General features: G+C 63.0%; 19 protein-coding genes. 10 read left to right on the top strand and 9 right to left on the bottom strand.

What is annotated here, in order from left to right:
• Positions 1–232: 232 nt before the first annotated feature.
• Positions 233–1,168 carry a LysR family transcriptional regulator gene (locus AC1VNY_RS22825; RefSeq protein WP_482406862.1) on the bottom strand — a complete coding sequence of 312 codons (936 nt, stop codon included), beginning with the start codon at positions 1,166–1,168 and terminating at the stop codon, positions 233–235.
• Positions 1,169–1,292: 124 nt separating this feature from the next.
• On the opposite strand from AC1VNY_RS22825, the gene AC1VNY_RS22820 reads away from it, so the two are divergent.
• Positions 1,293–2,234, top strand: a complete 942-nt coding sequence (locus AC1VNY_RS22820; RefSeq protein ID WP_482406861.1) for an alpha/beta hydrolase — start codon at positions 1,293–1,295, stop codon at positions 2,232–2,234.
• Between the two features lie 69 nt (positions 2,235–2,303).
• A complete protein-coding gene (locus AC1VNY_RS22815) occupies positions 2,304–3,254 on the top strand; it encodes an alpha/beta hydrolase (RefSeq protein WP_482406860.1) in 951 nt (316 codons plus the stop codon).
• Positions 3,255–3,402: 148 nt separating this feature from the next.
• Here the strand turns inward: AC1VNY_RS22815 and AC1VNY_RS22810 are convergent, their stop codons facing one another.
• The gene (locus tag AC1VNY_RS22810) at positions 3,403–5,031 is read right to left on the bottom strand and encodes a class I adenylate-forming enzyme family protein (protein WP_482406859.1); all 1,629 of its coding nucleotides are present in this window, start codon (positions 5,029–5,031) and stop codon (positions 3,403–3,405) included.
• Between the two features lie 247 nt (positions 5,032–5,278).
• On the opposite strand from AC1VNY_RS22810, the gene AC1VNY_RS22805 reads away from it, so the two are divergent.
• The 3 genes from AC1VNY_RS22805 (at position 5,279) to AC1VNY_RS22795 (ending at position 7,252) form a co-directional block, all read left to right on the top strand.
• Positions 5,279–5,986 carry a nitroreductase gene (locus AC1VNY_RS22805; protein WP_482406858.1) on the top strand — a complete coding sequence of 236 codons (708 nt, stop codon included), beginning with the start codon at positions 5,279–5,281 and terminating at the stop codon, positions 5,984–5,986.
• 45 nt (positions 5,987–6,031) lie between these two features.
• Positions 6,032–6,376, top strand: coding sequence for a carboxymuconolactone decarboxylase family protein (locus AC1VNY_RS22800; protein ID WP_482406857.1), 345 nt, complete (start codon positions 6,032–6,034; stop codon positions 6,374–6,376).
• A gap of 90 nt (positions 6,377–6,466) precedes the next feature.
• The gene (locus AC1VNY_RS22795; RefSeq protein WP_069278191.1) at positions 6,467–7,252 is read left to right on the top strand and encodes an SDR family NAD(P)-dependent oxidoreductase; all 786 of its coding nucleotides are present in this window, start codon (positions 6,467–6,469) and stop codon (positions 7,250–7,252) included.
• Positions 7,253–7,264: 12 nt separating this feature from the next.
• Here the strand turns inward: AC1VNY_RS22795 and AC1VNY_RS22790 are convergent, their stop codons facing one another.
• From AC1VNY_RS22790 to AC1VNY_RS22775, 4 genes are read right to left on the bottom strand one after another with little or no spacing between them, the layout of a single operon-like run.
• Complete coding sequence (locus AC1VNY_RS22790) at positions 7,265–8,401, bottom strand: CaiB/BaiF CoA transferase family protein (protein ID WP_482406856.1); 1,137 nt, start codon at positions 8,399–8,401, stop codon at positions 7,265–7,267.
• A 41-nt stretch (positions 8,402–8,442) separates the two neighbouring features.
• Positions 8,443–9,498 (bottom strand): MBL fold metallo-hydrolase, encoded by a 1,056-nt coding sequence (locus AC1VNY_RS22785; protein ID WP_482406855.1) that lies wholly within the window; start codon positions 9,496–9,498, stop codon positions 8,443–8,445.
• 53 nt (positions 9,499–9,551) lie between these two features.
• A complete protein-coding gene (locus AC1VNY_RS22780; protein WP_069278188.1) occupies positions 9,552–10,700 on the bottom strand; it encodes an acyl-CoA dehydrogenase family protein in 1,149 nt (382 codons plus the stop codon).
• Positions 10,697–11,791: an acyl-CoA dehydrogenase family protein gene (locus AC1VNY_RS22775; protein ID WP_482406854.1), complete on the bottom strand. Its 1,095-nt coding sequence runs from the start codon at positions 11,789–11,791 to the stop codon at positions 10,697–10,699. The genes AC1VNY_RS22780 and AC1VNY_RS22775 overlap by 4 nt, the downstream gene beginning before the upstream one ends.
• A 253-nt stretch (positions 11,792–12,044) precedes the next feature.
• On the opposite strand from AC1VNY_RS22775, the gene AC1VNY_RS22770 reads away from it, so the two are divergent.
• A complete protein-coding gene (locus AC1VNY_RS22770) occupies positions 12,045–12,644 on the top strand; it encodes a TetR/AcrR family transcriptional regulator (protein WP_069278186.1) in 600 nt (199 codons plus the stop codon).
• Between the two features lie 21 nt (positions 12,645–12,665).
• Here the strand turns inward: AC1VNY_RS22770 and AC1VNY_RS22765 are convergent, their stop codons facing one another.
• Complete coding sequence (locus tag AC1VNY_RS22765; protein WP_482406853.1) at positions 12,666–13,883, bottom strand: ABC transporter substrate-binding protein; 1,218 nt, start codon at positions 13,881–13,883, stop codon at positions 12,666–12,668.
• A gap of 246 nt (positions 13,884–14,129) precedes the next feature.
• Between AC1VNY_RS22765 and AC1VNY_RS22760 the strand changes: the two genes are divergently transcribed.
• From AC1VNY_RS22760 to AC1VNY_RS22750, 3 genes are read left to right on the top strand one after another with little or no spacing between them, the layout of a single operon-like run.
• Positions 14,130–15,596: a flavin-containing monooxygenase gene (locus AC1VNY_RS22760; RefSeq protein ID WP_482406852.1), complete on the top strand. Its 1,467-nt coding sequence runs from the start codon at positions 14,130–14,132 to the stop codon at positions 15,594–15,596.
• A gap of 27 nt (positions 15,597–15,623) precedes the next feature.
• Positions 15,624–17,279, top strand: coding sequence for an AMP-binding protein (locus AC1VNY_RS22755; RefSeq protein WP_482406851.1), 1,656 nt, complete (start codon positions 15,624–15,626; stop codon positions 17,277–17,279).
• 18 nt (positions 17,280–17,297) lie between these two features.
• On the top strand, positions 17,298–18,047 hold the full coding sequence (locus AC1VNY_RS22750; protein WP_482406850.1) for an SDR family NAD(P)-dependent oxidoreductase: 750 nt from the start codon (positions 17,298–17,300) through the stop codon (positions 18,045–18,047).
• A 48-nt stretch (positions 18,048–18,095) separates the two neighbouring features.
• Here the strand turns inward: AC1VNY_RS22750 and AC1VNY_RS22745 are convergent, their stop codons facing one another.
• Positions 18,096–19,550, bottom strand: a complete 1,455-nt coding sequence (locus AC1VNY_RS22745) for a tyrosine-type recombinase/integrase (RefSeq protein ID WP_482406849.1) — start codon at positions 19,548–19,550, stop codon at positions 18,096–18,098.
• A gap of 119 nt (positions 19,551–19,669) precedes the next feature.
• Positions 19,670–19,891, bottom strand: a complete 222-nt coding sequence (locus AC1VNY_RS22740) for a hypothetical protein (RefSeq protein WP_209944822.1) — start codon at positions 19,889–19,891, stop codon at positions 19,670–19,672.
• 693 nt (positions 19,892–20,584) lie between these two features.
• Between AC1VNY_RS22740 and AC1VNY_RS22735 the strand changes: the two genes are divergently transcribed.
• Positions 20,585–20,908, top strand: a complete 324-nt coding sequence (locus AC1VNY_RS22735) for a DUF736 domain-containing protein (protein WP_482406848.1) — start codon at positions 20,585–20,587, stop codon at positions 20,906–20,908.
• Positions 20,909–21,235: the final 327 nt, after the last annotated feature.

Raw genomic sequence — 21,235 nt, 5'->3', positions numbered from 1 at the left:
TTAGGCGATGACTTCGAAGCCAGAACGTTGGATCGCTTCAGGCAGACGTTCATGCCGATAGAGCGTGGAAGAAGGTTAAGGCAAGCCATCAACCATCCAGCCTGCTGTCCTGGCGGCTGCTCGTTCCCGCACGTCATCGATTTGGAACGACCAATGCAACTTCAATCCCTTGCAACGTCATTCTGTCGTTAGTGAGAGGCAACCCTAACGCAAACGTCGGCGGCATCTTCGCCTATGCAGAGCGACTGCGATTCTTCGAGCCGGATTTCGACCCAGTCGAGCGATATCGCAACGTGTCGACCAGCAACTTGAACGCCGGAGAATTGTGGTGCCGGCTCGGATAGTAGAGGTGGTATCCAGGCAGAGGAGGGGTCCATTTATCGAGCACCCTCTTTAATCTCTTGCCCGAGATGTGCTGGTCGACCTGATCCAGGGGCAGGTAGGCAAGACCTAATCCGTCGAGCGTCGTGTCGAGGATGAGGTCGATAGTGTTGAAGACGAGCGGACCTTCGACCTGAACTCTGATCTCGCGCCCGTTCTGAATAAGCCGCCATCCGTTCAGCGCTCCCGACGTCGGAAGCCTCAGATTGATGCAGCGATGTTTGATGAGCTGTTGCGGATCGCGAGGCGCGGGATGTCGCTCGAAGTACTCGGGAGATCCGACGATTGCCATTGGAATATCCGGCGCAATTCGGACCGCGATCATGTCCTTGGCCACCTGCTCGCCTAGCCGCACCCCGGCATCGAATCGGTCCGCGACCACATCGGCGAGACCGTAGTCGACGATGATCTCCACGGTGATGTCTGGATGGCTGGGCAGAAGTTTTGCGAGCGCCGGGCACAGGACCGTCTTGGCAGCGTGCTCGACTGTCGTGATCCGGATCGTGCCGGCAGGTTTGTCCCGAAACTCGCTGAGAGCGTCGATGCTCTGATCCAGCTGGTACAGCATCGGCGAGAGCGTCTGTACAAGTCGCTCGCCTGCCTGGGTCGGCGCCACGCTGCGCGTCGTTCGTGTCAGGAGCCGAATGCCTAGACGCGCTTCAAGTCGGCGAACGATCTGGCTGAGAGCAGACTGGGACAGGCCGAGCTTTGCCGCCGCCCGGGTGAAGTTCCGCTCCTCGGCCACCACCACGAAGGCAGTCATATCGGCCATTTCCTCGCGCCGCATTTATCACTCCACTTCTAGGTTCAAGCACTTTTAAGCATCTAATCGATGTGACGTCGACGGCGTATCTTCGTTTGCAACGGTAGCCCTCGCTAAAGGGGGCTCGGTTTCGCGAAGGAGACAGAGAATGAGCAAGGTCAGTTTCGTCAATTCGAACAACAAGACGATCACCATGTCGGCGGTGATCAACTTCCCCCGAGGTTTCGATGAGAAACGCAAATATCCCGCGCTCGTCGTGTCGCACCCGGGGGGCGGCGTGAAGGAACAGACCGCCGGCACCTACGCCAAGAAGCTGGCCGAACATGGCTTCGTGACCATCGCCTACGACGCGTCCTACCAGGGTGAGAGCGGTGGCGAACCACGCCAGCTGGAGAACCCGTCCATTCGTACGGAAGACATCAGCGCGGTGATCGACCACCTGATTACCCTGCCGTATGTCGACAAGGAGCGGGTCGGTGCCATGGGCATCTGCGCTGGAGCCGGGTACACAGCCAATGCCGCTATCAACGATCCCCGCATCAAGGCCGTCGGGACGGTAAGCGCGGTCAACATCGGTCAGATGTTCCGGAACGGTTTTACGGGCGAGATCAAGTCTCCGGATGCCATGCCGGTGCTTCTGGGCGGTTCGTCCGCAAGGACAGCCGAGGCCGGCGGGGCGGAAATCACCAGGATGCCGCTGGCGCCGATGAAGAAGGAGGACGCTCCAAACGCCGATCTTGAGGAGGCCTGGGAGTACTATCACACGCCCCGTGCAGAATACCCGACCGCGCCCGGGTGGGCGACCGCGCGCAGCCTGACGCAGATCATCCCCTACGACGCCTACAACATGGCCGAGGTGTTCCTGGTTCAACCGCTGCAGATCGTCGTCGGAAGCGACGCCGGCAGCAAGTGGATGAGCGACGATCTTCTCAGGCGTGCCGCCAGCAAGGACAAGAAGATGCACGTCGTGCAGGGTTCGAACCACATGAAGCTCTACGACGTCCCGAAATACGTCGACGAGGCCGTGTCGGTGCTGGCGCCGTTCTTCGACAGGATCCTTGAACCTTCGAAGACCGCGAAAGCCGCCTGACAAGTACGAGTTGGCCCGCTCGACGCCGTCGAGCGGGGCCACGATCCATTGCACTGGAAGGAGCGCAGCATGGAAACCGTCAAGATCCAGAATCCGGACATGGCCTGGCAAATCGCAGCCGACATCCTTTTCCCTCCGGATTTCGACAGATCGAAGAAGTATCCGACGATCGTCAGCGTCCATCCGTTCGGAAGCTGCAAGGAGCAGACATCCGGCAACGTCTACGGCGCGGCGCTTGCCAAGGAGGGTTTCGTCGTCATCGCATACGACGCGAGTTTCCAGGGGGAATCGGGCGGTCAGCCGCGCTGGATCGAAGATCCGACCCAGCGCGTGGAGGATATCAGCCATGTCATCGATTACGCGGTCACTTTGCCCTACGTCGACTCGGACAACGTCGGCGTTCTCGGGGTATGCGGCGGCGGAGGGTACGCGCTGAATGCGACGTTGACGGAGAAGCGCATCAAGGCCGTCGTCAGCATCACCGGCGTGAACATCGGTCGGTTGTTCCGGGAAGGATTCAGCAACTACGATCCGCTTGGCGCGCTCGAGGCAATGGCAGCGCAGCGTACCAAGGAAGCACGCGGCGGCGAGCTTCAGATCAACGAATTGCTCCCTGCCGATCCGGATGCTGCCCGGAAGAATGGCATGACCGAGATCGATGTCTTTGAAGCCACTGAATATTACAAGACTACACGCGGCCAAAAGCCCGGCGGCGCTACCCGGATGCTGTTCTCGCATGCCCAGAACACGCTGGGCTGGGACGCCTTCGCCTTCGCAGAGATGCTGATGACGCAGCCGATGATGGTCGTGATCGGCAAGAAGGTCGGGGCCTTCGGCGCGTACCGCGACGGCATGGAGATCTACGGGCGTTCGACGGCTTCGAAGGACCGGCAACTGGTCGAGTTGGATGGCTGGTCCCACTACGATCTCTACGACAAGCCAGAGCCAGTGGCAAAAGCGCTCGCCAAGCTCGTTCCGTTCTTCAATCAGCATCTCAGCAGCCGGCAGGCTGCGAGTTAGGCAGCCTGATCAGGCCCTACGCCAGAGCAGGCGGAGCATCGACAAGCCAATCGAGAAAGGTTCGGGACAATCGCTCTATGCGCGGTGCGCAGCACGGGCCATGACCCGTGCCAAAAGTCCTCGGGTGGTGCAAGCGCGTTCATTGAACCTATTCAGGAGTCAACGTCAGCTCCTGTCTTGCTCGATCTCGCAGGTACACGCGCTGCACTTTGCCTGAGGCGGTCATCGGCAGTGCATCGACCGGCACGATGTAGTGCGGAATTTTGAAGCTGGCGATCTTGCCTTTGCATCGGGCCTTCACATCCTCGAGCGAGCATTCCATGCCCGGCTTGGGCACAACGTAGGCGCAGGGAACCTCCATCAGCCGCGGATGAGGGACGCCGACCACGGCGACCTGCTCGATCGAGGGCACCAGCGCCATGAGCTCGGTCTCCAGCGCGGCGGGCGAGACATTCTCGCCACCTACCTTCAGCATCTCCTTGTAGCGCCCGAGGAACTGGAGGAAACCGTCAGGCCGCTTGAAACCGCGGTCGCCGGTGAGCAACCATCCATCGCGGTTGATCGTCGCAGCGGTCGCTTGCGGATCGCGGAAATAGCCGCGCATGACCGTATAGCCGCGTACGGCGATCTCTCCTTCGACGCCGTCAGGCCGCTCGTCGCCGGTTGCGGGATCGAGGATTCTGAATTCCAGGCCGGGCAGGGGGCGACCGGACGTCGTGCAGCGCTGTTCCTCGGTGTCGTCGAGTGAGCTCAAGAACACGTAGCATCCGGCTTCCGACATGCCCCAACCGGATGCGGTCGGGCACATCGCTTTCTGAACTTGCGCGGCGACGGCATTGGAGTTCTCCATGCCCGCCGGTAGCGAACCAAAGCGCAGGCTGGAGAGATCGGCCTTCAAATGCTCCTGCGCGCGCATGATATCAGCATAGTGCGTCTCGAAACCATGCAGGCCCGTGATGCGCTCACGCGCGATCAGCCGCACCGCCATCTCGGCGTTCCAGGTGTCCATCATCACCTGATGCGCGCCGGCATACATGCAGCCGAACACCGTCTCGGACATGCCGTAGAGGTGGAACATCGGCAGGAAGTTGAGGACGGCGTTGCCTTCCCCGAGCGGCCAGATGTCGTAACGCGCGCAAATGCTTTGCAGCAGGGTGTGATCGTGCATCACGCCCTTCGGGTTGCCCGTGGTGCCGGAAGTAAAGACGATCAGTGCGATATCGTCGACCTTCACATCGGCTGCGGCCTTCTCGAGCTCCTCGGCCGGCACCCGTTCGGCATCGTTCAGGAAGCGCGCCCAGGACAGCGGTCCGCCTTCGGGCGTGTCGCTCATGATGACGATGTCGCACAAGTGCGGGAAGGCCTCGGAACGAGCGAATTGCTTGCCGTCGAACCCGGGAAGCACGTCCTTCAGGATGTTGACGTATCCGACGGGACCAGAGCGCTCGACGACGAACAGCAATTTGCACTCGGCCAGACGGAGCGCATAGGCGACGTCGTGTTCGCGGTAGCGCGTGTTCATCGTGGCTGCGATGGCGCCGATCCGCAGGGTCGCATACAGCGCGATCGTGAACTCGATCCGGTTCGTCACCCACAGACCGACGACGTCTCCCTTGCTCACACCGCGCGCCAGCAGCGCGCGCGCTGCGCGGTCGATCTCGGCGTTGAGGTCGCTGAAACTCAGTCGGGTGTCCCGGAACGTGATCGCGGTCCCGTTGCTCCAGCGTCCGGCCGCAATGCGGGGCAGGTCGCCAAATCTCGGTGCTGTTGCGGACATGTGCTTCGCTCCCTCGATAAACTCGCTGGTCATTGCCTGGTGATTGGCTCCCGTCACCAAGATCCATCGCGATCGCCCGGTCCAAAGTCGACGAGGCAAATACCATTGAGTTGCATATTTATACCGTACAGTATATCTTGCCAGCTCGCCCTAGGCAAGCGTCCGCTTCCGGGGCCGGACGCGCGGGGGACCGATTTACAGGCCCGATCGGACGCCGAAACCTGCGCGAGTAACCAAAGAGGTGGTGATGAACGCATTGAACAAGAGCGAAGCCGTGTCCGTGAGTGAGGAAGCGGCCCTGGAACAACTGCTGCGCCGGCGTCATTCCTGCCGCGGTTTTCTTGCGACGCCCGTGCCGGAGTCCGTGATCGAACGGATCATCGAGATCGCGCAGCGCACGGCCTCATGGTGCAATGCCCAGCCCTGGCAGGTCGACATCACCCGCGGCGAGGGCACCGAATCTTTTCGCAGGCTGATGTTGGCCCATGTCGAGGATCAACCGGTCACGGACTTCGCGTGGCCCAAGGCCTATCAGGGCATCTATGGCGATCGCCGCCGCGCCTGCGGGTTTGCGCTCTATGAGAGCGTCGGCGTGGCGCGCGGCGACAAGGAAGGATACCGGCGGCAGATGACCGAGAACTACCGCCTGTTCGGTGCGCCGCACGTCGCCATCATCTCGTCGGACGACGGGCTCTCCACCTATGGCGCGATCGACTGCGGCGGCTTCGTCGCCAATTTCCTGAATGCCGCGACCGCGCTTGGCGTCGCAACAATCCCCCAAGCGGCGTTGACGGTGAGGTCCGATCTCGTCCGCGCGCATTTTGGTCTGCCGGCGAACCGGCGTGTCGTGTGCGCGATCTCGTTTGGCTACGCCGATCCGAGCCATCCGGCCAACGGCTTCAGGACCGATCGCGCATTGCCGTCGGAGGTCATCAGGTTCCATGAAGGCGCTTGACCGACAGGAATGCTCCTGTCGAGACGGAAGCACGAGGAGGCTGAAATGGCGGATGGACAATACAAGGCAAAGCTGCAGGACATCAGGGCCAATGCGGCGCGGCTCTACAAGGCCGCGCCTGAGCCGATGAAGGCGTTTCAGTCGCTTGTCAATGCCACCTTGAAGGACGGAGCGCTGTCTGTCCGGCACAAGGAGCTCGTCGCGCTCGCCATCGCGATTGCGACCCGCTGCGAGGGCTGCATCGTCCATCACGTCGACGCCGCACGGCGTCATGGTGCCACTCGCGAGGAAGTCGCTGAAACCATAGCGGTCGCGGTCGAGATGGGTGGTGGTCCTGCGACGGTCTATGGCGCCACGGCACTTGCCGCATTCGACGAATTCGCCGCGTAGGCGAGGCGCTCCGCGGCGTGCTCGCGGGACATCTGGAGAGAAGAGCATATGGGAGCCAATCCAGTACTTCACCATCGTCCGCGCGATTGGATGCACCAGTCGCGTCTCGCTGGGCTCGTCGCGCTCGTCGTCGGCGGCGGGAGCGGCATCGGCGAAGAGACGGCGCGTGTCATCGCCGCCAATGGCGGCAAGGTCGTCGTGGCCGACATCCGCAAGGCGGCCGCAGACGATGTGGCGGCGGCGATCGTCGCGGCCGGAGGGACCGCAATCTCGGGCACGATGGACGTCGCGAGCCAGGCCGACATTGACGCTGTGGTCGTAAAGGCCGTTGAGACCTACGGCCAACTCGATATTGTCGTCAATGCAGCAGCCGTGGTGAAGGCCGCGCCGCTGGAGAGCTGCGATCTTGCGGACTGGAAGCTGTCGTTCCGTGTCAATGTGGAAGGAGCGATCATGCTGGCACGAAGCTGCCTGCCGCACCTGCGCGAGAGCGCGCATGCCTCGATCGTCCACGTCGCGTCGCTTGCTGGTATCGGTGCCTATCCCAATGGCGGCGCCTACGGCGTCACCAAGGCGGCCCTTATCGCTCTGACCAAGACGATGGCAATGGAGTGGGTCAAGCACGGCATCCGCGTGAATGTCGTGAGCCCCGGCACCGTCGAGACGCCGTTGATGCGGGCCGTGCTGAGCAAGGACGACATCGAGCAGCGCGCGGCCCGCATTCCGATGCGCCGGCTCGGACAGCCGTCGGAGCTTGCGGATACGATCGCCTTTCTCGCCTCGCCGATGGCGTCCTTCGTGACCGGCCAGAACCTCAATTGCGACGGCGGTCTCTCTCAGGCGCTGATGGTGCAGAGCTTCAACGCGGACCTGTGACGCAATCGCGCGTCACCGGAGGGCGCCGCGGCTGCGCATCCCGTCGATATCGCCGGACGCATAGCCCAGCTCGGCAAGAATCTCGTCGCCACTCGCGCCCGCCGCGAGCGGCGGGCGAACGGGAGGCGCCGGCGTGCGCGCGAACCGCGGCGCGGGCGCGGCCTGCAACACGTCGCTTTCGCCGCGGAATACGGTGCCGCGGTCCTTCAAGTGCGGGTGGTGCTCGGACTCGGCGATCGTCAGGACCGACGAGACGCAGGCGTCCGAGCCATCGAAGATTCGAGCCCATTCGTCGCGGGACTTCTCCTTGAAGGCGCGCGCGAAGCGGAGGGTTTGTTCGCTCCATTGGCTGCGATCATTCTGGGCCTTGAGCGGCTCCTCGGCCAATCCGAGCCTGGCGCAGAATTCAGCGTAGAACTGCGGCTCGATCGGACCGACCGCCATGGCCTTGCCGTCCGCGGTCTCGTAGCAGCGATAGAACGGCGCGCCGCCGTCGAGCAAATTGGCCTCGCGCTGCTCCGACCAGTCGCGTCGCGCGTGGAACATGTAGAACACCGACATCATCGCCGCGACACCGTCCACCATGGCGGCGTCGACGACCTGTCCGCGATCGGAGCGTTGACGTTCCACCAGCGCGGCGAGAATGCCGAAGATCAGGAACATGGTGCCGCCGCCATAGTCGCCGACAAAGTTGAGCGGCGGTACCGGAGGCGCGCCACGCTGGCCGATCGAGTTCAGGCTGCCCGACAGCGAGATGTAGTTGATGTCGTGCCCCGCCATCGACGCCCACGGACCGGCCTGGCCCCAGCCGGTCATGCGCGCATAGACCAGTCGCGGATTGGCCGCGCACATCTCGGCGGGCCCAAGGCCGAGACGCTCCATCACGCCGGGACGAAAGCCCTCGATGACGACGTCCGCACGCGCGATCAGGCGCTTGCATGCCTCGGTCGCCTCGGCCTGCTTCAGATCCAATGCAATCGACCGTTTGTTGCGGCGGTTGATGTCGGTCGGGTCGGCTTTGCCCGCCGCGCGATCGACAGAGATCACGTCGGCACCGAGATCGGCGAGCAATTGTCCGGCCAGCGGGGCCGGCCCGAGGCCGGCCATCTCGACAATATGAATGCCCGCGAGCGGGCCGGCGGTTGCCATGATGTATCCTTCCGACGTGTCGTGCGTTGAGGTTGGTGCGGTCACGCCAGCCGGCAGACCGGGCGTCCGGCGTCGACGCTCCACGCGAGGTCGCCGCGCCGGATCAGACGGTTCACATGCGCCAGGGTCTCGGTGAAGGCGAAGCTCATCTCATGTGCAGTGAGATTGCGTGAATGGAACAGCGCCGGGACAAGCTCGTCGACCGATTTCGGTCCCTCGCGGCAGGCCTCGATGGCCTGGCGGCAACGCTCCTCGTGATGGGCAAGGATTTCGGCGCAGCGCTGATGCAGGCCTTGGAACGGTCGCCGATGGCCCGGCAAGACGAGTACGTCATCGGGAATTTCCGAGGTCATGCCGCGCAGCGTGCGCATGTAGTGGCCGAGCGGATCGCCGGTCGGCTCCTCCGCCCACACGCTGATATTGGGTGTGATCTTCTCGAGCACCTGATCGGCGGCGAGCAGCAGCGCCTCCTCGGGGCAGTAGAGCAGGATCTGCTCAGGTGCATGCCCGTCGGCGCTGAGCACGCGGAAGCGACGGGGCCCGACGTTCAGCGTGTCTCCCATCAAAAGCCGGTAGAATGTCTCGGGAAGTGGGGTCACTTCGCGTAGATAATCCAGGCCGTGGGTGGCGACAATCGACGCTGTGTCCGGCGTCATGCCGTAGCGCAGGTAGAATGACCGATTCTGCTCTGACGCCGTCGAATGCGGGTCGAGCGATAGCATCTTGCACGCGGCATAGGTGGAGTAGCTGGTGAGCAGTGGGACGTTGAAGCGTGCGCAAAGCCAGCCGGCCAATCCGATGTGATCGGGGTGGAAGTGAGAGACGATAATTCGCGTGATGCGCACGCCCGCGAGAGGGCCGGCGAACAGCCGGTCCCAGACCGCCTGCGCTTCCGCGGTGCGGATGCCGGTGTCGAAAATCGCCCAGCCGCCTTCATCCTCGAGCAGGTAGATATTCACGTGGTCGAGGCGATAGGGCAGCGGGATCCGTAGCCAGCGCAACCCGGGCGCGATCTCGAATACCTCGCCGTAGGCGGGCGGGGTTTCGAACGGGAACGTCAGCTGGCGTGGCTGGTCGGGGCGTGTGTGCAATGTCATGATCGTTTCTCGTTTTCACCAGCTCGTCGCATAGCCCGCCGCGTCTGCGTTGGTCAGCGCAAGCCGAGGCCGCGCGCGATGATGCCGCGGAGGATTTCGCGCGTGCCGCCGCGCAGCGAGAAGGACGGCGCGGCGAGCACGATGTAGTGCAGGGTACGTATCAGTTCCCTTGTGTGCTCCGCGTCGGGCTCGATCTCGACCAGGCTCCGCACCACGTCCGGCATCTCCTGCTCGACCAGCGCGCCGAGATCCTTGACGACGGCAGCCTCGAGCGCCGGGTTCTCGCCGTTCTGCAGCAGCCATGCGACGCCGCGGGACAGTTGGCGCAGCACGACGAAGTGCGAGATCAGCCGGCCGACGGCCACCGTCGCATGCTCCGACGGATTGCGCTGGAGCACGCGGATCAATTCAGCGAACAGCACGAAGGAGGAGAGGAAGCGCTCGGGACCGGACCGCTCATAGGCGAGCTCGCTGGTCACCTGGTGCCAGCCATTGCCCTCCTCGCCGATCAGCGCGGAAGCGGGCACGAAGACGTTTTCGAACACGACCTCGTTGAAATGCTTCGCTCCGGACAGGTCGGCGATCGGGCGGATCGTGATCCCCGGCAGCGTCAGGTCGACCAGCAACTGGCTCGTCCCCTTGTGACGGTCGGCCGGGCCGCCGCTGGTCCGGCAGAACAGCAGCATGACATGTGCGCGGTGGCCGTAGGTGGTCCACAGCTTGGTGCCGTTGACGCGGAATCCGCCATCGACGGGCTCGGCGCGGGTGCGAACCGCGGCGAGGTCGGAGCCGGAGTCCGGTTCGCTCATGCCGATGCAGCAGAAGAGCTCACCGGCCGCGATCTTCGGCAGCACACTGCGGCGCTGCTCCTCGGTGCCGAAACGCAGCAGCAGCGGTCCGCTTTGCCGGTCGGCGATCCAGTGCGCCGCGACCGGTGCGCCGGCCGCCAGCATTTCCTCAAGCACGACGTAGCGTTCGAGGCTGCTCCGCTCATGGCCACCATATTGCCTGGGCCAGGTCATTCCGATCCAGCCGCGCTCGCCCATCCGGCGTGAGAAATTGGCGTCGAAGCCGCTCCAGGACGCGGCCCGCACATGCGCAGGCACATGGCGAAGCTCCTTGGCAAGGAAGGCGCGGACTTCGCCGCGCAGCTTCTCGGCTTCAGGCAGCAGCGGCGCGTTGGGGAAGGTGAAATACGTCATGATGCCTCCTGCGGCGCGCCGAACGAGGTCACGAACGGCCAGAGCCCATCGGCCCCGGCCGCGATCGCCTGTTGCCCCAGAATCGCACTCCAGTGCCGTTCCGAGCCGAACTCGTCCCTCCACGCCCATAGGCGCCGGGTGAAGAAGTGCAGCCGGTGCTCTTCGGTAAAGCCGATCGCGCCGTGCACCTGATGGGCGATGGGCGCAGCGATGCTGACTGCTTCGCCGGCGCGCACTTTGGCTGCGGCAATCGCAGAGATGTCGAGCCTGTCGAACGCGGCGCCGGCAATCGCAGCGGCGGCGCCGCAGGCTGCGACCTGGCCGGCGAGGGTGGCGAGCAATTGCTGGACTGCCTGCTGCTTGCCGATCGGCTTGCCGAACTGCACGCGCTCATTGGCGTAGGTGACGGTCATTTCCAGGACACGCTCCAGCGCGCCCGCCATTTCGGCGACGCGAAGCGCCGCGCCCGCTGCCTTCAGCGTTGCGCAGGTCCAGCGCGAGGGAGCGGGGCGCACAACATCGCCAGACAGTTTGCAATCAACGGTGACGGCATCGGAGGGCAGGCCGGCCAGCGAGCCCTCTTGCGTGACATCCGCGCGCGTCCGCTCCAGCCTGACCACAAACGGCTTGCCGTCATGCTCCACCAACGCGACGATCGGGTCGACATTGCGGGCCCACGGCACGCCGGCCGCGTGGCCGCGGATCCGCCAGCCTAGTCCTTGCCGACCGAGCGCGAAGGCGCTCGTCCCGGTGACCGGCGCGATCGTCGCCGGCCCTGGCGCGGCTTCGAAGCCGGCTTCAGTCAGCAGGCGGTTGGCCAGCATCGTCTCGGCGAGCGGGACCGGCGCTGCGTGATATCCGGCGACGCGCAGGAGATCGACTGCCTCGCCTGGACTGACGCCGAAGCCGCCGACCTCCTCGCGGATGAGCGCGAGCGGAAAGCCTGCTTCCGCGACCTGCTGCCAGCACGCTTCCGACCACTGACCGAGCTGGGCCGCCCTGATGTCCCGATCGGGCACCGATGCGAACAGCCGGCCAGCACTTTCGTTGAGGAGCTCACTCGTCTCGCTCCGGTATTGCAAGGTCGCCATATCCAGATCCATTCACGGCCATCGTGCGCCAGGAGGTCGGCGACGACACGGCTCGTCTTGGTGCAGCACCGAACATACTGGCTAGTATATTTATTTGTCCAACGGATATGCTATGAAGAATGGCAGGTCTGCCGGGCGAATGCGGAGTTCCGGCCCGGTGCGATATCTCTCTGCCGCACGCCTGGCCTGGAGGAGGGAGGCGCGAAGCCCCCCGAGAATCACGTATCAATAAGTACCGTCTCGAAGGGCCGACATGAGCGTCAAGCAGCACATCAAGGAATACAAGCGCGAGCTGATCCTGGAAGCCGCGGCCAAGCTCTTCTATGAGAAGGGGTTCCAGAAGACGACGATCGACGACATCGGCGCCGCGCTCGGGGTCACCAAGCCGTTCATCTACACCTATTTCGACAACAAGTACGCGATCCTCGAGCAGTTGTTCGATCAGTCCTATGGCGATCTGTATGTCGACTTGACGCAACTGCTGGGTAACAAGAAGGGCGCTGCCCGGGATCGCCTGCAGCAATTCGTTACCTTGTATGTCGCCAAGAACATCGAATATCAGAAGTTCTCCGCCATCATGCTCGAGGAGGAAAAGAGCCTCAGCCCGAAAAAGGTCGGCGACATCAGACGCAAGCAGCGCGACTTCGACACCAAGCTCGCGCGTCTCATCGAAGAGGGTGTATCCAACGGGGAATTTCACGTCGGCGATCCGATGATCGCTTCGCTCGCGATCAGCGGCATGGTCCGTTGGACGCATCGCTGGTATTCGCCTCAGGGTCGGCTGTCCGCAGCGGAGCTGACAAAGACGATGGGCGACCTTGCGCTGAACCTGGTCGGATGCGCTCCAGCCTGAGCGCACCCGACGCAGGCCCCCTCACTTCTTTGCCTGAGCTTCCTTGATCAGCGGGCATTCGCTCTCCGCGAGAGGGCGGGTCGCGTCTTCGGCGCTGAGCTTCTGGATCGGTTTCAGGATGTCCCAGTCACCGGTCGATTCCTTCGGGGATTTGGCCTGAAACAGATACATCGGGCGCGGCAGGCGGCCGTCCTCACGGACCTTGCCGTTGTCGGTCATGAAGTCGTTGACCGGCAGCTCCCGCATCTTTGCGACGACCTTCTTGGCGTCTGTCGTTCCGGCCGCCTGCACGGCCTTGAGATAGTGCGTGACCGCGCTGTAGACGCCGGCCTGCATGCTGTTCGGCATCTTCCTGGCGACCGCGAAGAAGCGCTTTGAGAAGGCGCGCGTCTTGTCATCCAGATCCCAATAGAACGCTTCGGACGACAGCAGACCCTGTCCGGTCTTCAACCCCAAGGCATGGATGTCGTTCATGAAGGTGATGAACGATGCAAGCTTCTGACCGCTTTCGACGATGCCGAACTCGTGCGCCTGCTTGACGAAGTTGACGAAGTCGGCTCCCGCAAGCGCGAGCAGGATCGCCTTTGCCTTCGATGCCTGTGCCTGAAGAATGAAGGAGCTGTAATCGGCCGTGTTCAAGGGCACGCGGACGGCGCCGACCGGCTTGCCGCCCGCCTCCTCGGCGAAGCGCGAGCCATCGCGCGCCATGGCGGCGGCGAAGGCGTAGTCGACCAGGACCTGGTAGAAGGTGTCAGCACCGGAGCGGATCGTCGCCATACCGACCGTCTTCGCAAGCCCGTAACTGTCATACACCCAGTGGAACGAGGTTGCGGTGCAGGCCTTGCCGCTGAGGTCGGCGGAGCCGGCGCTGGTCACGATATCGATCTTGCCGTTCGCTGCGGCCACGTTGCGAACGGCGAGCGCCACAGCCGTATTGCTGAGGCCGGTGATCATCTCGACGCCGTCGGCCTCGATCCAGCGCTTGGCGATGGCAACGCCCGCATCGGCCTTGTTCATGTGATCGGCCGAGACGATTTCCACCTTGCGGCCCAACACCGGACCGAAATCCTCGACGGCCAGCCGGGCTGCCGCCAGCGAGCCCTGTCCGGACAGATCGGCATAGGGACCCGACATGTCCTCGAGCACGCCGATCTTCAGCGGCGGCTCATTTGACCAGGCGGTGCCTGCGAACAGCGAGATCGAGCACGCCAGCAGCAATTTACCAACGAGGTAGCGCATAAATCCTCCCATTTGTTTGATATACCGATTGGTATTTTTATATTTGATACAGTACCATTTCGGTAAATGCAAACGGAACTAGGTCGCGGGAACGGCATCCGGGAAATCCGCGACCAACAAGCGCGCACGGCCGCCAACGCGACCTTGCTCGGCACGCAGATCAGGTCCACGCTTGACAGATACTGATCAGTATATTTTGATATCATAGAGAATGTCATTCAAATCGCAGTGCCGGAGACGTCAAAAATGACCAGCGCGAGCAACGCTTCGTTCAAGGTGGCTATCGTCGGTGCCGGCGCGTCCGGGATCGCGACGGCGGTGTATCTGCAGCGCGCGGGCATTGCCTTCACGGTGTTCGAGCGCGCCGGCGACGTCGGCGGAACGTGGCGCGACAACACCTATCCTGGCCTGTCCTGCGACATTCCCTCGCACCTCTATCGTTACTCGTTTGCGCCGAACTCCGAATGGAGCCGCGAATATTCGCCGGCCGCGGAGATCCACGCCTATTTCCGGGGCGTGGCGGAGAAGCTCGGGATCATCGACAAGGTCCGCCTCTCCAGCGAGGTCACAAGAGCCGAGTTCGTTGGCGAGGGGCGGTGGCGCATCACGACCACGCAAGGCGATGAAGGCTTGTTCAATGCCGTGATTGCCGCGACCGGCGTGCTGCACAAGCCCGTGTTGCCCGATATCGACGGCCGCGACGGCTTTGCCGGCGCGTCATTCCACAGTTCGCGCTGGAATCACGATGTCACGCTCGGCGGCAAACGTGTCGGTATCATCGGCACTGGCTCGACCGCCACGCAGATCCTGCCTGCGATCGTCGACGAGGTGAAATCGGTGTCGCTGTTTCAGCGGACGCCGCAGTGGATCATCAACGTTCCCAACAACGCGTTCTCCGAGGAGAAGAAGACCGCGTTTCGGAGAGAGCCCCAGAAGATGGCGGATCTCTATGACCATCTGAACAATCTCTTCAACCAGCGCTTCGCCGCCTCGCTGGTCGGCGAGAACGATGACGGTCTCGCCGAAATGGCGCGGGCCTGTCGGCAGAACCTCGAGGACAACGTTCGTGACCCCGAGTTGCGTCGTCGGCTGACGCCGTCCTATCAGGCTGGTTGCAAGCGCCTGATCGTGTCGGACAAGTTCTACCCCGCGATCCAGCGCCCGAATGCGCATCTGATCGACACCAGGATCATGCGGATCGACCCTACAGGGGTTCGGACAAGCGACGGCCTGATGCATGAGCTCGACGTGATCGTCTATGCGACCGGCTTCGATCCGTTTGCATTCTTCCGCCCCGCGGTGATCCTCGGTCGCAATGGCGTCAGCCTCAATGAGCGCTGGAAGGATTCCTGCCAGGCCCATCGCTCGGTGGCGGTGCCGGGCTTCCCGAATCTGTTCTTTATCGGAGGGCCGAACAGTCCGATCGGCAATTTCTCCTTCCTGCGGACTGCCGAAGTCCAGATCGGCTACGTGACCAAGCTCGTGAAGCTGCTCGCCGAGGGCGCCCATCGCGAGGTCGAGCCGACCGAGGAAGCAACCCACGCGTTCAACGCCGAGGTCGAGCAGGCGATCAAGCACACGGTCTGGGTCACCGGGGGATGCACGAGCTGGTACTTCGACAAGCAGGGCAAGGTCGTCTCGTGGCCGTGGTCGTATGGGCGGTTCGAAGCCGATCTGAAGCAGCCCCGCATGGAGGAGTTCAAGGCCGCCTGACGACAAAGGCAAAACGGGAGGACGTCAATGACCGGGGCAATCCCCAAGGAGCGGCACGACGTTGCCGTGGCGAAGGCCGATGCGCGGCGCGTTCCCGAGCGCGACGAAGCGGTGCTGCGCTACGTACTGGAGCGGCGCGCCGCAATGCATCCCGATCGTCCGTTCCTGCGCTTTGCCAACGGCATGGCGACGACCTATGGCGCGTTCTGCAGATCGGTTCAGAGCCTTGCCGCGGGCCTTGCCTTCATCGGCGTGAAGCAGGGCGACACGGTCAATGTCTGGCTGCCGAATACGGTCGATATCGTGCGGGCGTGGTTTGCGATCAACTGGCTCGGCGCGATCTACGTGCCGATCAACACGGCCTATCGCGGCAACCTTCTCTCGCATGTCCTGGTCAATGGCGGGGCGAGGGTGCTGCTGGCGAACACCGGCCTCGTGGACAGGTTGAGGGATATCGACTGCGGCTCGATCGAGACGATCGTCGTCGATGGCGAGCCAGCTGCCGAAATCGAGGGGAAACGGCTGCTTCCGCTCGCCGCGCTCGACCTCGATCCTGCGGACCTGCCGGCGTTGGCAAGGCCGATCGAGCCCTGGGATCCACAATCGATCGTCTACACGTCGGGCACGACGGGCCGGTCGAAGGGCGTGGTCAGCTCCTACGCGCATATGTGGCACATGTGCGGTCCTGCCGCCTATCCGATGCTCGACGAGACCGACAGCGTGCTGTGCTTCCTGCCGTTCTTCCATATCGGCGGCACGCTGCCGGTCTCGGCGATGCTCAATCGCGGCGGCGTGGTGGGGCTGGGCGGCGATTTCACAACCGACCGGTTCTGGCCGACTGTCCATGCGACGCAGGCGACCTACACGATCCTGCTCGGCGTGATGTCGAGCTTCATCGCAAAGCTTCCGCCATCGGATGCCGACCGCAAGCACACGCTGAAGAAAGTGACGATGATTCCGCTCCCGGGCGACTCCCAGGCGTTTGCGGAGCGGTTCGGCGTCGACGTCTGGACGCTGTTCAACATGACCGAACTCAATACGCCGATCGTGTCGGCGTGCAATCCGCAGGTGCCTGGTACCTGCGGCAAGGGCCGGCCGGGCAACGCGCTTCGCATCGTCGATGATCATGATCGTGAGGTCGCCCCAGGCGAGATCGGCGAATTGATCATTCGCAGCGACGCGCCATGGGCGCTCAACTCCGGCTATTTCAAGAATCCGGAGGCGACCGCGCAAGCCTGGCGCAACGGCTGGTTCCACACCGGCGATGCGTTTCGCCGCGACGGGGATGGCAACTTCTTCTTCGTCGATCGGATCAAGGATGCGATCCGCCGCCGCGGCGAGAACATCTCCTCGTTCGAGGTCGAGGCCGAAATCCTGTCGCACCCGGCGATCCGCGAATGCGCCGTGGTCGCGGTGTCGAGCGAGCTTGCCGAGGACGATGTGCTCGCGATCGTGGCGCCGGCGCCGGGCGCGGTGGTGAAGCCGGAGGAATTGCTTGAGTTTCTGAAGGCCCGACTCGCCCACTTCATGATCCCGCGATACGTGCGCATTGTCGCCGAACTGCCGCGCACCCCGACGCAGAAGGTCGAGAAATACGTTCTGCGGCAGCAGGGCGTCACGGCCGACACGTGGGATCGCGAGAAAGCAGGCATCCGGATCAAGCGGGAAAAGCTCACGAACTGAAGCAACAGGGAGATCGATATGACGCGTACGGTGATGGTGACGGGCTCATCCCAGGGCGTAGGCCTCGGGATCGCGAAGGTATTTCTCAAGCATGGCTGGCAGGTGTTCGGCGTCGACCAGAAGCCGGCCAGCGCGACGGTCGCTGAACTCGGCGGCTATGAGCATGTCACAGCGGACCTCCGCGACGGCAAAGGATGCGAGCAAGTCGTGGCCGCGTGCGCCGATCGTTTCGGCGGACTCGATGCGCTCGTCAACAATGCCGGCCTCGGCAATGCACGCGGCTTCCTGGAAACGACCGACGACGACTACGAACGTTATTACTCGATCAATGTCCGGCCGGTGCTGAGGCTCTGCCGTCTGGCGCTTCCAGCCCTGAAGCAGCGCCGCGGCGCGATCGTCAACATCGCGTCCGCTTTCGGGATCGCTGGCGTAGCGGGCAGCGCCGCCTATGTGCCGACCAAATTCGCCGTCGTCGGTATCACCCGGATGCTGGCGACCGAGTTTGGCAAGGACGGAATCCGTGTGAATGCGGTGGCGCCTGGCCTGATCTGGAGCCCTGGCACTGATGACCGGATCAAGAACAATAAATGGTGGCACCGCATGATGATCGAGGGCTGCCCGCTCGGCCGCGTTGGCCAGCCCGAGGAGATAGGAGAGGCCTGTGCCTTCCTCGCCTCGGATGCCGCGAGCTTCATCAACGGCGTCGTCCTTCCGGTTGATGGCGGCTGGTCGATTGCGAAGTTTCTGCCACAGCCGGCGGAAGGGTGACCTTGGCGAGGATGGCTGTCACCGTTTCGTACGTCCCAAAGCCCAAGATTATCCTTCAGTTCTTCGGGCCCCTTTCACGATGCCGCCAGGGAATGCCACAACTCCTCTGCTACGCATTGTTTGCTCACTGCTCGTCACGAGTGATTGGCCTTGATCGAACGTGACGATCTTCTCCATCCCACTGATTCCGAGCCTCTCTCGATTCGCTTGAGCGATATAGTGCGCGGGCATTTTTGGGTCGGTCCAGCCGAACATCGCCATCATCTGGCTCTCGGTGCAATCAGCATAGGCGGCCACTTCAGCTCTAGCCTTGCGCACGCCATGGCAGCTCTTCTTGGGCTCGTTGACGCCGGCCAGAACGGCGTACTTCTTGAATTTGGCTGCCCAAGCCTTCTTGCTCATGGGCTGAATGCGACCGCAGACGAGCTTGCCGGTGAATACCTCGGCTCCGATGATGTTCGCTGCGCGAGCTGCCTTCAGGCTCTCGGCGAACTCAGGGTGGACAGGGACCGTGACAGTCGTGTTGCCCTGACTTTTCTCGGTGGCGATCTGCACCGCCATCTTCCGAACGATCTGTCGCAGGTGAGGTGGTCCGAAACGGTGGGCGTCTCCGAGCCGCAGGAACGTGTAGTGCAGGATGTCGAACATCAGCCGTGCTTCGGTACCGAGCGGCCATTTCGCCCGAAACCGCGCCATGTCATCCTCGGTCCAGGGCACGAAGCCGCCGGTTTCACGGCTCGCCTTTGCCTTACCGGACTTTAGCCCGATGGTCGGATCGTCGTCTTCGTCGAGATGCTTCTCGTCGATCATCCAGCGGATCATGCCACGAACCGCGGACAGCAGATTGCCTGCCTGTGATGGAGTGCGCGCCTTCATCTCCGCCTTGATGACCTTGCGCGTCAGAACCGCAAACGGCTTCTCGCCATTTTCGGGCAGGATTGACTCGATCAGTCCGGTGCGCTGAAGCCGGGTCGACTCCGCCAGGCCTTCTTGACCAACACTGAGATCGCCAAGCCAGTGATCACTTTGCCTGTAGCCGTTCCAGTACCAGCGCAACGTACCAGGGCGAGCCGGTGTGTTCGGCAGAGCAGGGCGCTCCTCATTGCGCTGCTTCTGTGCGTTGATGTAGTCGCCCTCGTTGCCGTACAGCGTGATCTGACCGGCGACCGCGGCATCAACCTCGGCGTCAAATTCAGTGGTGCCGTAATCGGCCTTGATCCGGATCTTCGGCAGCTTGTTGCGCAATTGCACGTAGTACCGGACTTGACCACGTTGGCTGACGTCGACGTACAGATAGCGACGTTCCGGCTGGTCCGGTGTCGCCATGCCTTTGACGCGACGCATGCGCAAGACTCCCCCCAGCGCTGCTACGCCCGCATCATAGGCGGCGTCGAAGGCTGGCGTTCCGTACTCCTCGCTGATCCCGATCCTGCGGCCTTTGCGGCTGACCTTCACGTACCAGCGCAACGAGCCGGACCCGGAATAGTTGAAGTAGAGGTACATCCGGCGATCCCCGGGCAGGCGGGGGTCGCGTCGTTCCGTCCCAAGCATTGGTGTCTCCGTGGACCAATGCTTGGAGTCTAGCGATGCGGTGACTCGGCATCAATTGCATAAGGTGCGTTTCACCCGCTTTCGGTGCGCTTCAGGTAGCGCTGCAGCGCCTCGGATGGTGTCCAGATCTCGTCGCTACCACTTGTCGGTTCGATCGATGCGGCGCTTGCCGCAAGCGCAATTCGGATAGTTCCCTCTGCGTCCACCATGACTGCGCTTGCGCCGGCTGCCTTGGCGGCGCGGATCGCGCGCGCGATATCTGCCTGCGTCACTTTGGCTGGACGTCGCGGCATGCGCGCATCTCCCCTTTGTGCTGTGAAGCGGCGGCATGCCACCCAGACTGGCGACCCGCGACATCGAGGACGAGCTAGGGAAAGGGCGCCGCGTCAGTTCAGTCAACCACGCGTTCGGGCTTCCTCCCAGTGCAGCCAGGTAAAGTCTGGAGAACGATGGGATAGCGTACGGAGAAAAACATCATCGTGAGGCCATGACGTCGAATATGAAGCTAGCGATCATTTTCGCTTGAACGGCTTCCTACGCCACGGCTCGCGTGTATCACCCATCCGATCGGGGCCTGCGTGATCGGATCTTTTGGTGGGGGTGCTGCCGCAGCGTTCGCGCTGCTTGATGGAGCCGGAAACAGCACTGGTAGATCTTACAGGTTTTGCATCGGCCTGACGCGCCACCTGGGACGCTTGGTTCGGAGTCCCCGATGCGATCAATGTCCGGCCTGTGGCTGCCTCCATGGACGATTTCCCTGCTTGTGGGCGTGAAGACCTATGGGAAGCGTCCCGCCATCTGAAACCCTCGCCAGCTCCTTTTTTCCCCGCCGGCAGCCCGGCTCCTCGCGGTCGCTTCGCTGCAAAAAAGGCGCTTTCTCGGGTGCGCCGCTGCGCTTCGCCCCGGCGGGTTCGATGGCGCTTCGCTCCCCATGACGGTCTCGCCATCGCAGGGGATCGGCCCTGCGGCAGCGAAGGAGACAGGCCATGACTGCAATCGGATTCGTCACCCGCACGGACAACGGCGGCTTCAGGGGCGAGCTCAAGACCCTGTCGATCCGTACCCACATCGACATCGTCCCCAACAGCGGCAAGTCGACGGAAGCTCAGCCGGATTTCCGTATCATCGCCCAGGGCGTCGAGATCGGGGCCGGCTGGATCCGGCGCGGCGAAAGCAGCGGCAAGGACTACGTCAGCCTGTCACTCGCAGCGCCTGAACTTGGGTCTCGCAAGCTCTACGCCAACCTTGGCCGCGCACTCGGGCTGGGTCTCGACAACGGCTTCTTCCTGATCTGGAACCCTGGAGACTAGCTCAAGATTTGGGCTCCCGCGGCTTCGCGCGGGAGCCTCTCGTGTCTCCAGGCGGCAGGCTGCCGATCATCGGCGCCTGTTGCGCGAATGCATTTTTTCGCTCGATCGCGCGCTCCGTCCGCGGGTGGTGCGGAGGAGTTGCCCCTTTTTTCGGCGCGACATGACGGGCTGGTAAGAAAGAGTTGAAGAGGTTCTCTCCAGTGCGCCAATCAGGGACACGACGACAATAGCTCGCAATCAGATCCAGCTTCGTCAAACATGGTCATCGTGTTTTTGTCCGGGCGCGTGCGGCGAGGGCCGCACCGGGCTCTTGTGAACCGAGCCGCG

Source organism: Bradyrhizobium ferriligni (genome assembly GCF_056837965.1).
The sequence above is the reverse complement of the archived record's forward strand: the minus strand, read 5'-3'. Positions and strand labels throughout refer to the sequence as shown.

Excerpts from the sequence above, each read along its gene's own strand:
- AC1VNY_RS22825 (WP_482406862.1), bottom strand. The coding sequence starts at position 1,168 with ATGCGGCGCGAGGAAATGGCCGATATGACTGCCTTCGTGGTGGTGGCC.
- AC1VNY_RS22820 (WP_482406861.1), top strand. The coding sequence starts at position 1,293 with ATGAGCAAGGTCAGTTTCGTCAATTCGAACAACAAGACGATCACCATG.
- AC1VNY_RS22815 (WP_482406860.1), top strand. The coding sequence starts at position 2,304 with ATGGAAACCGTCAAGATCCAGAATCCGGACATGGCCTGGCAAATCGCA.
- AC1VNY_RS22810 (WP_482406859.1), bottom strand. The coding sequence starts at position 5,031 with ATGTCCGCAACAGCACCGAGATTTGGCGACCTGCCCCGCATTGCGGCC.
- AC1VNY_RS22805 (WP_482406858.1), top strand. The coding sequence starts at position 5,279 with ATGAACGCATTGAACAAGAGCGAAGCCGTGTCCGTGAGTGAGGAAGCG.
- AC1VNY_RS22800 (WP_482406857.1), top strand. The coding sequence starts at position 6,032 with ATGGCGGATGGACAATACAAGGCAAAGCTGCAGGACATCAGGGCCAAT.
- AC1VNY_RS22795 (WP_069278191.1), top strand. The coding sequence starts at position 6,467 with ATGCACCAGTCGCGTCTCGCTGGGCTCGTCGCGCTCGTCGTCGGCGGC.
- AC1VNY_RS22790 (WP_482406856.1), bottom strand. The coding sequence starts at position 8,401 with ATGGCAACCGCCGGCCCGCTCGCGGGCATTCATATTGTCGAGATGGCC.
- AC1VNY_RS22785 (WP_482406855.1), bottom strand. The coding sequence starts at position 9,498 with ATGACATTGCACACACGCCCCGACCAGCCACGCCAGCTGACGTTCCCG.
- AC1VNY_RS22780 (WP_069278188.1), bottom strand. The coding sequence starts at position 10,700 with ATGACGTATTTCACCTTCCCCAACGCGCCGCTGCTGCCTGAAGCCGAG.
- AC1VNY_RS22775 (WP_482406854.1), bottom strand. The coding sequence starts at position 11,791 with ATGGCGACCTTGCAATACCGGAGCGAGACGAGTGAGCTCCTCAACGAA.
- AC1VNY_RS22770 (WP_069278186.1), top strand. The coding sequence starts at position 12,045 with ATGAGCGTCAAGCAGCACATCAAGGAATACAAGCGCGAGCTGATCCTG.
- AC1VNY_RS22765 (WP_482406853.1), bottom strand. The coding sequence starts at position 13,883 with ATGCGCTACCTCGTTGGTAAATTGCTGCTGGCGTGCTCGATCTCGCTG.
- AC1VNY_RS22760 (WP_482406852.1), top strand. The coding sequence starts at position 14,130 with ATGACCAGCGCGAGCAACGCTTCGTTCAAGGTGGCTATCGTCGGTGCC.
- AC1VNY_RS22755 (WP_482406851.1), top strand. The coding sequence starts at position 15,624 with ATGACCGGGGCAATCCCCAAGGAGCGGCACGACGTTGCCGTGGCGAAG.
- AC1VNY_RS22750 (WP_482406850.1), top strand. The coding sequence starts at position 17,298 with ATGACGCGTACGGTGATGGTGACGGGCTCATCCCAGGGCGTAGGCCTC.
- AC1VNY_RS22745 (WP_482406849.1), bottom strand. The coding sequence starts at position 19,550 with ATGTACCTCTACTTCAACTATTCCGGGTCCGGCTCGTTGCGCTGGTAC.
- AC1VNY_RS22740 (WP_209944822.1), bottom strand. The coding sequence starts at position 19,891 with ATGCCGCGACGTCCAGCCAAAGTGACGCAGGCAGATATCGCGCGCGCG.
- AC1VNY_RS22735 (WP_482406848.1), top strand. The coding sequence starts at position 20,585 with ATGACTGCAATCGGATTCGTCACCCGCACGGACAACGGCGGCTTCAGG.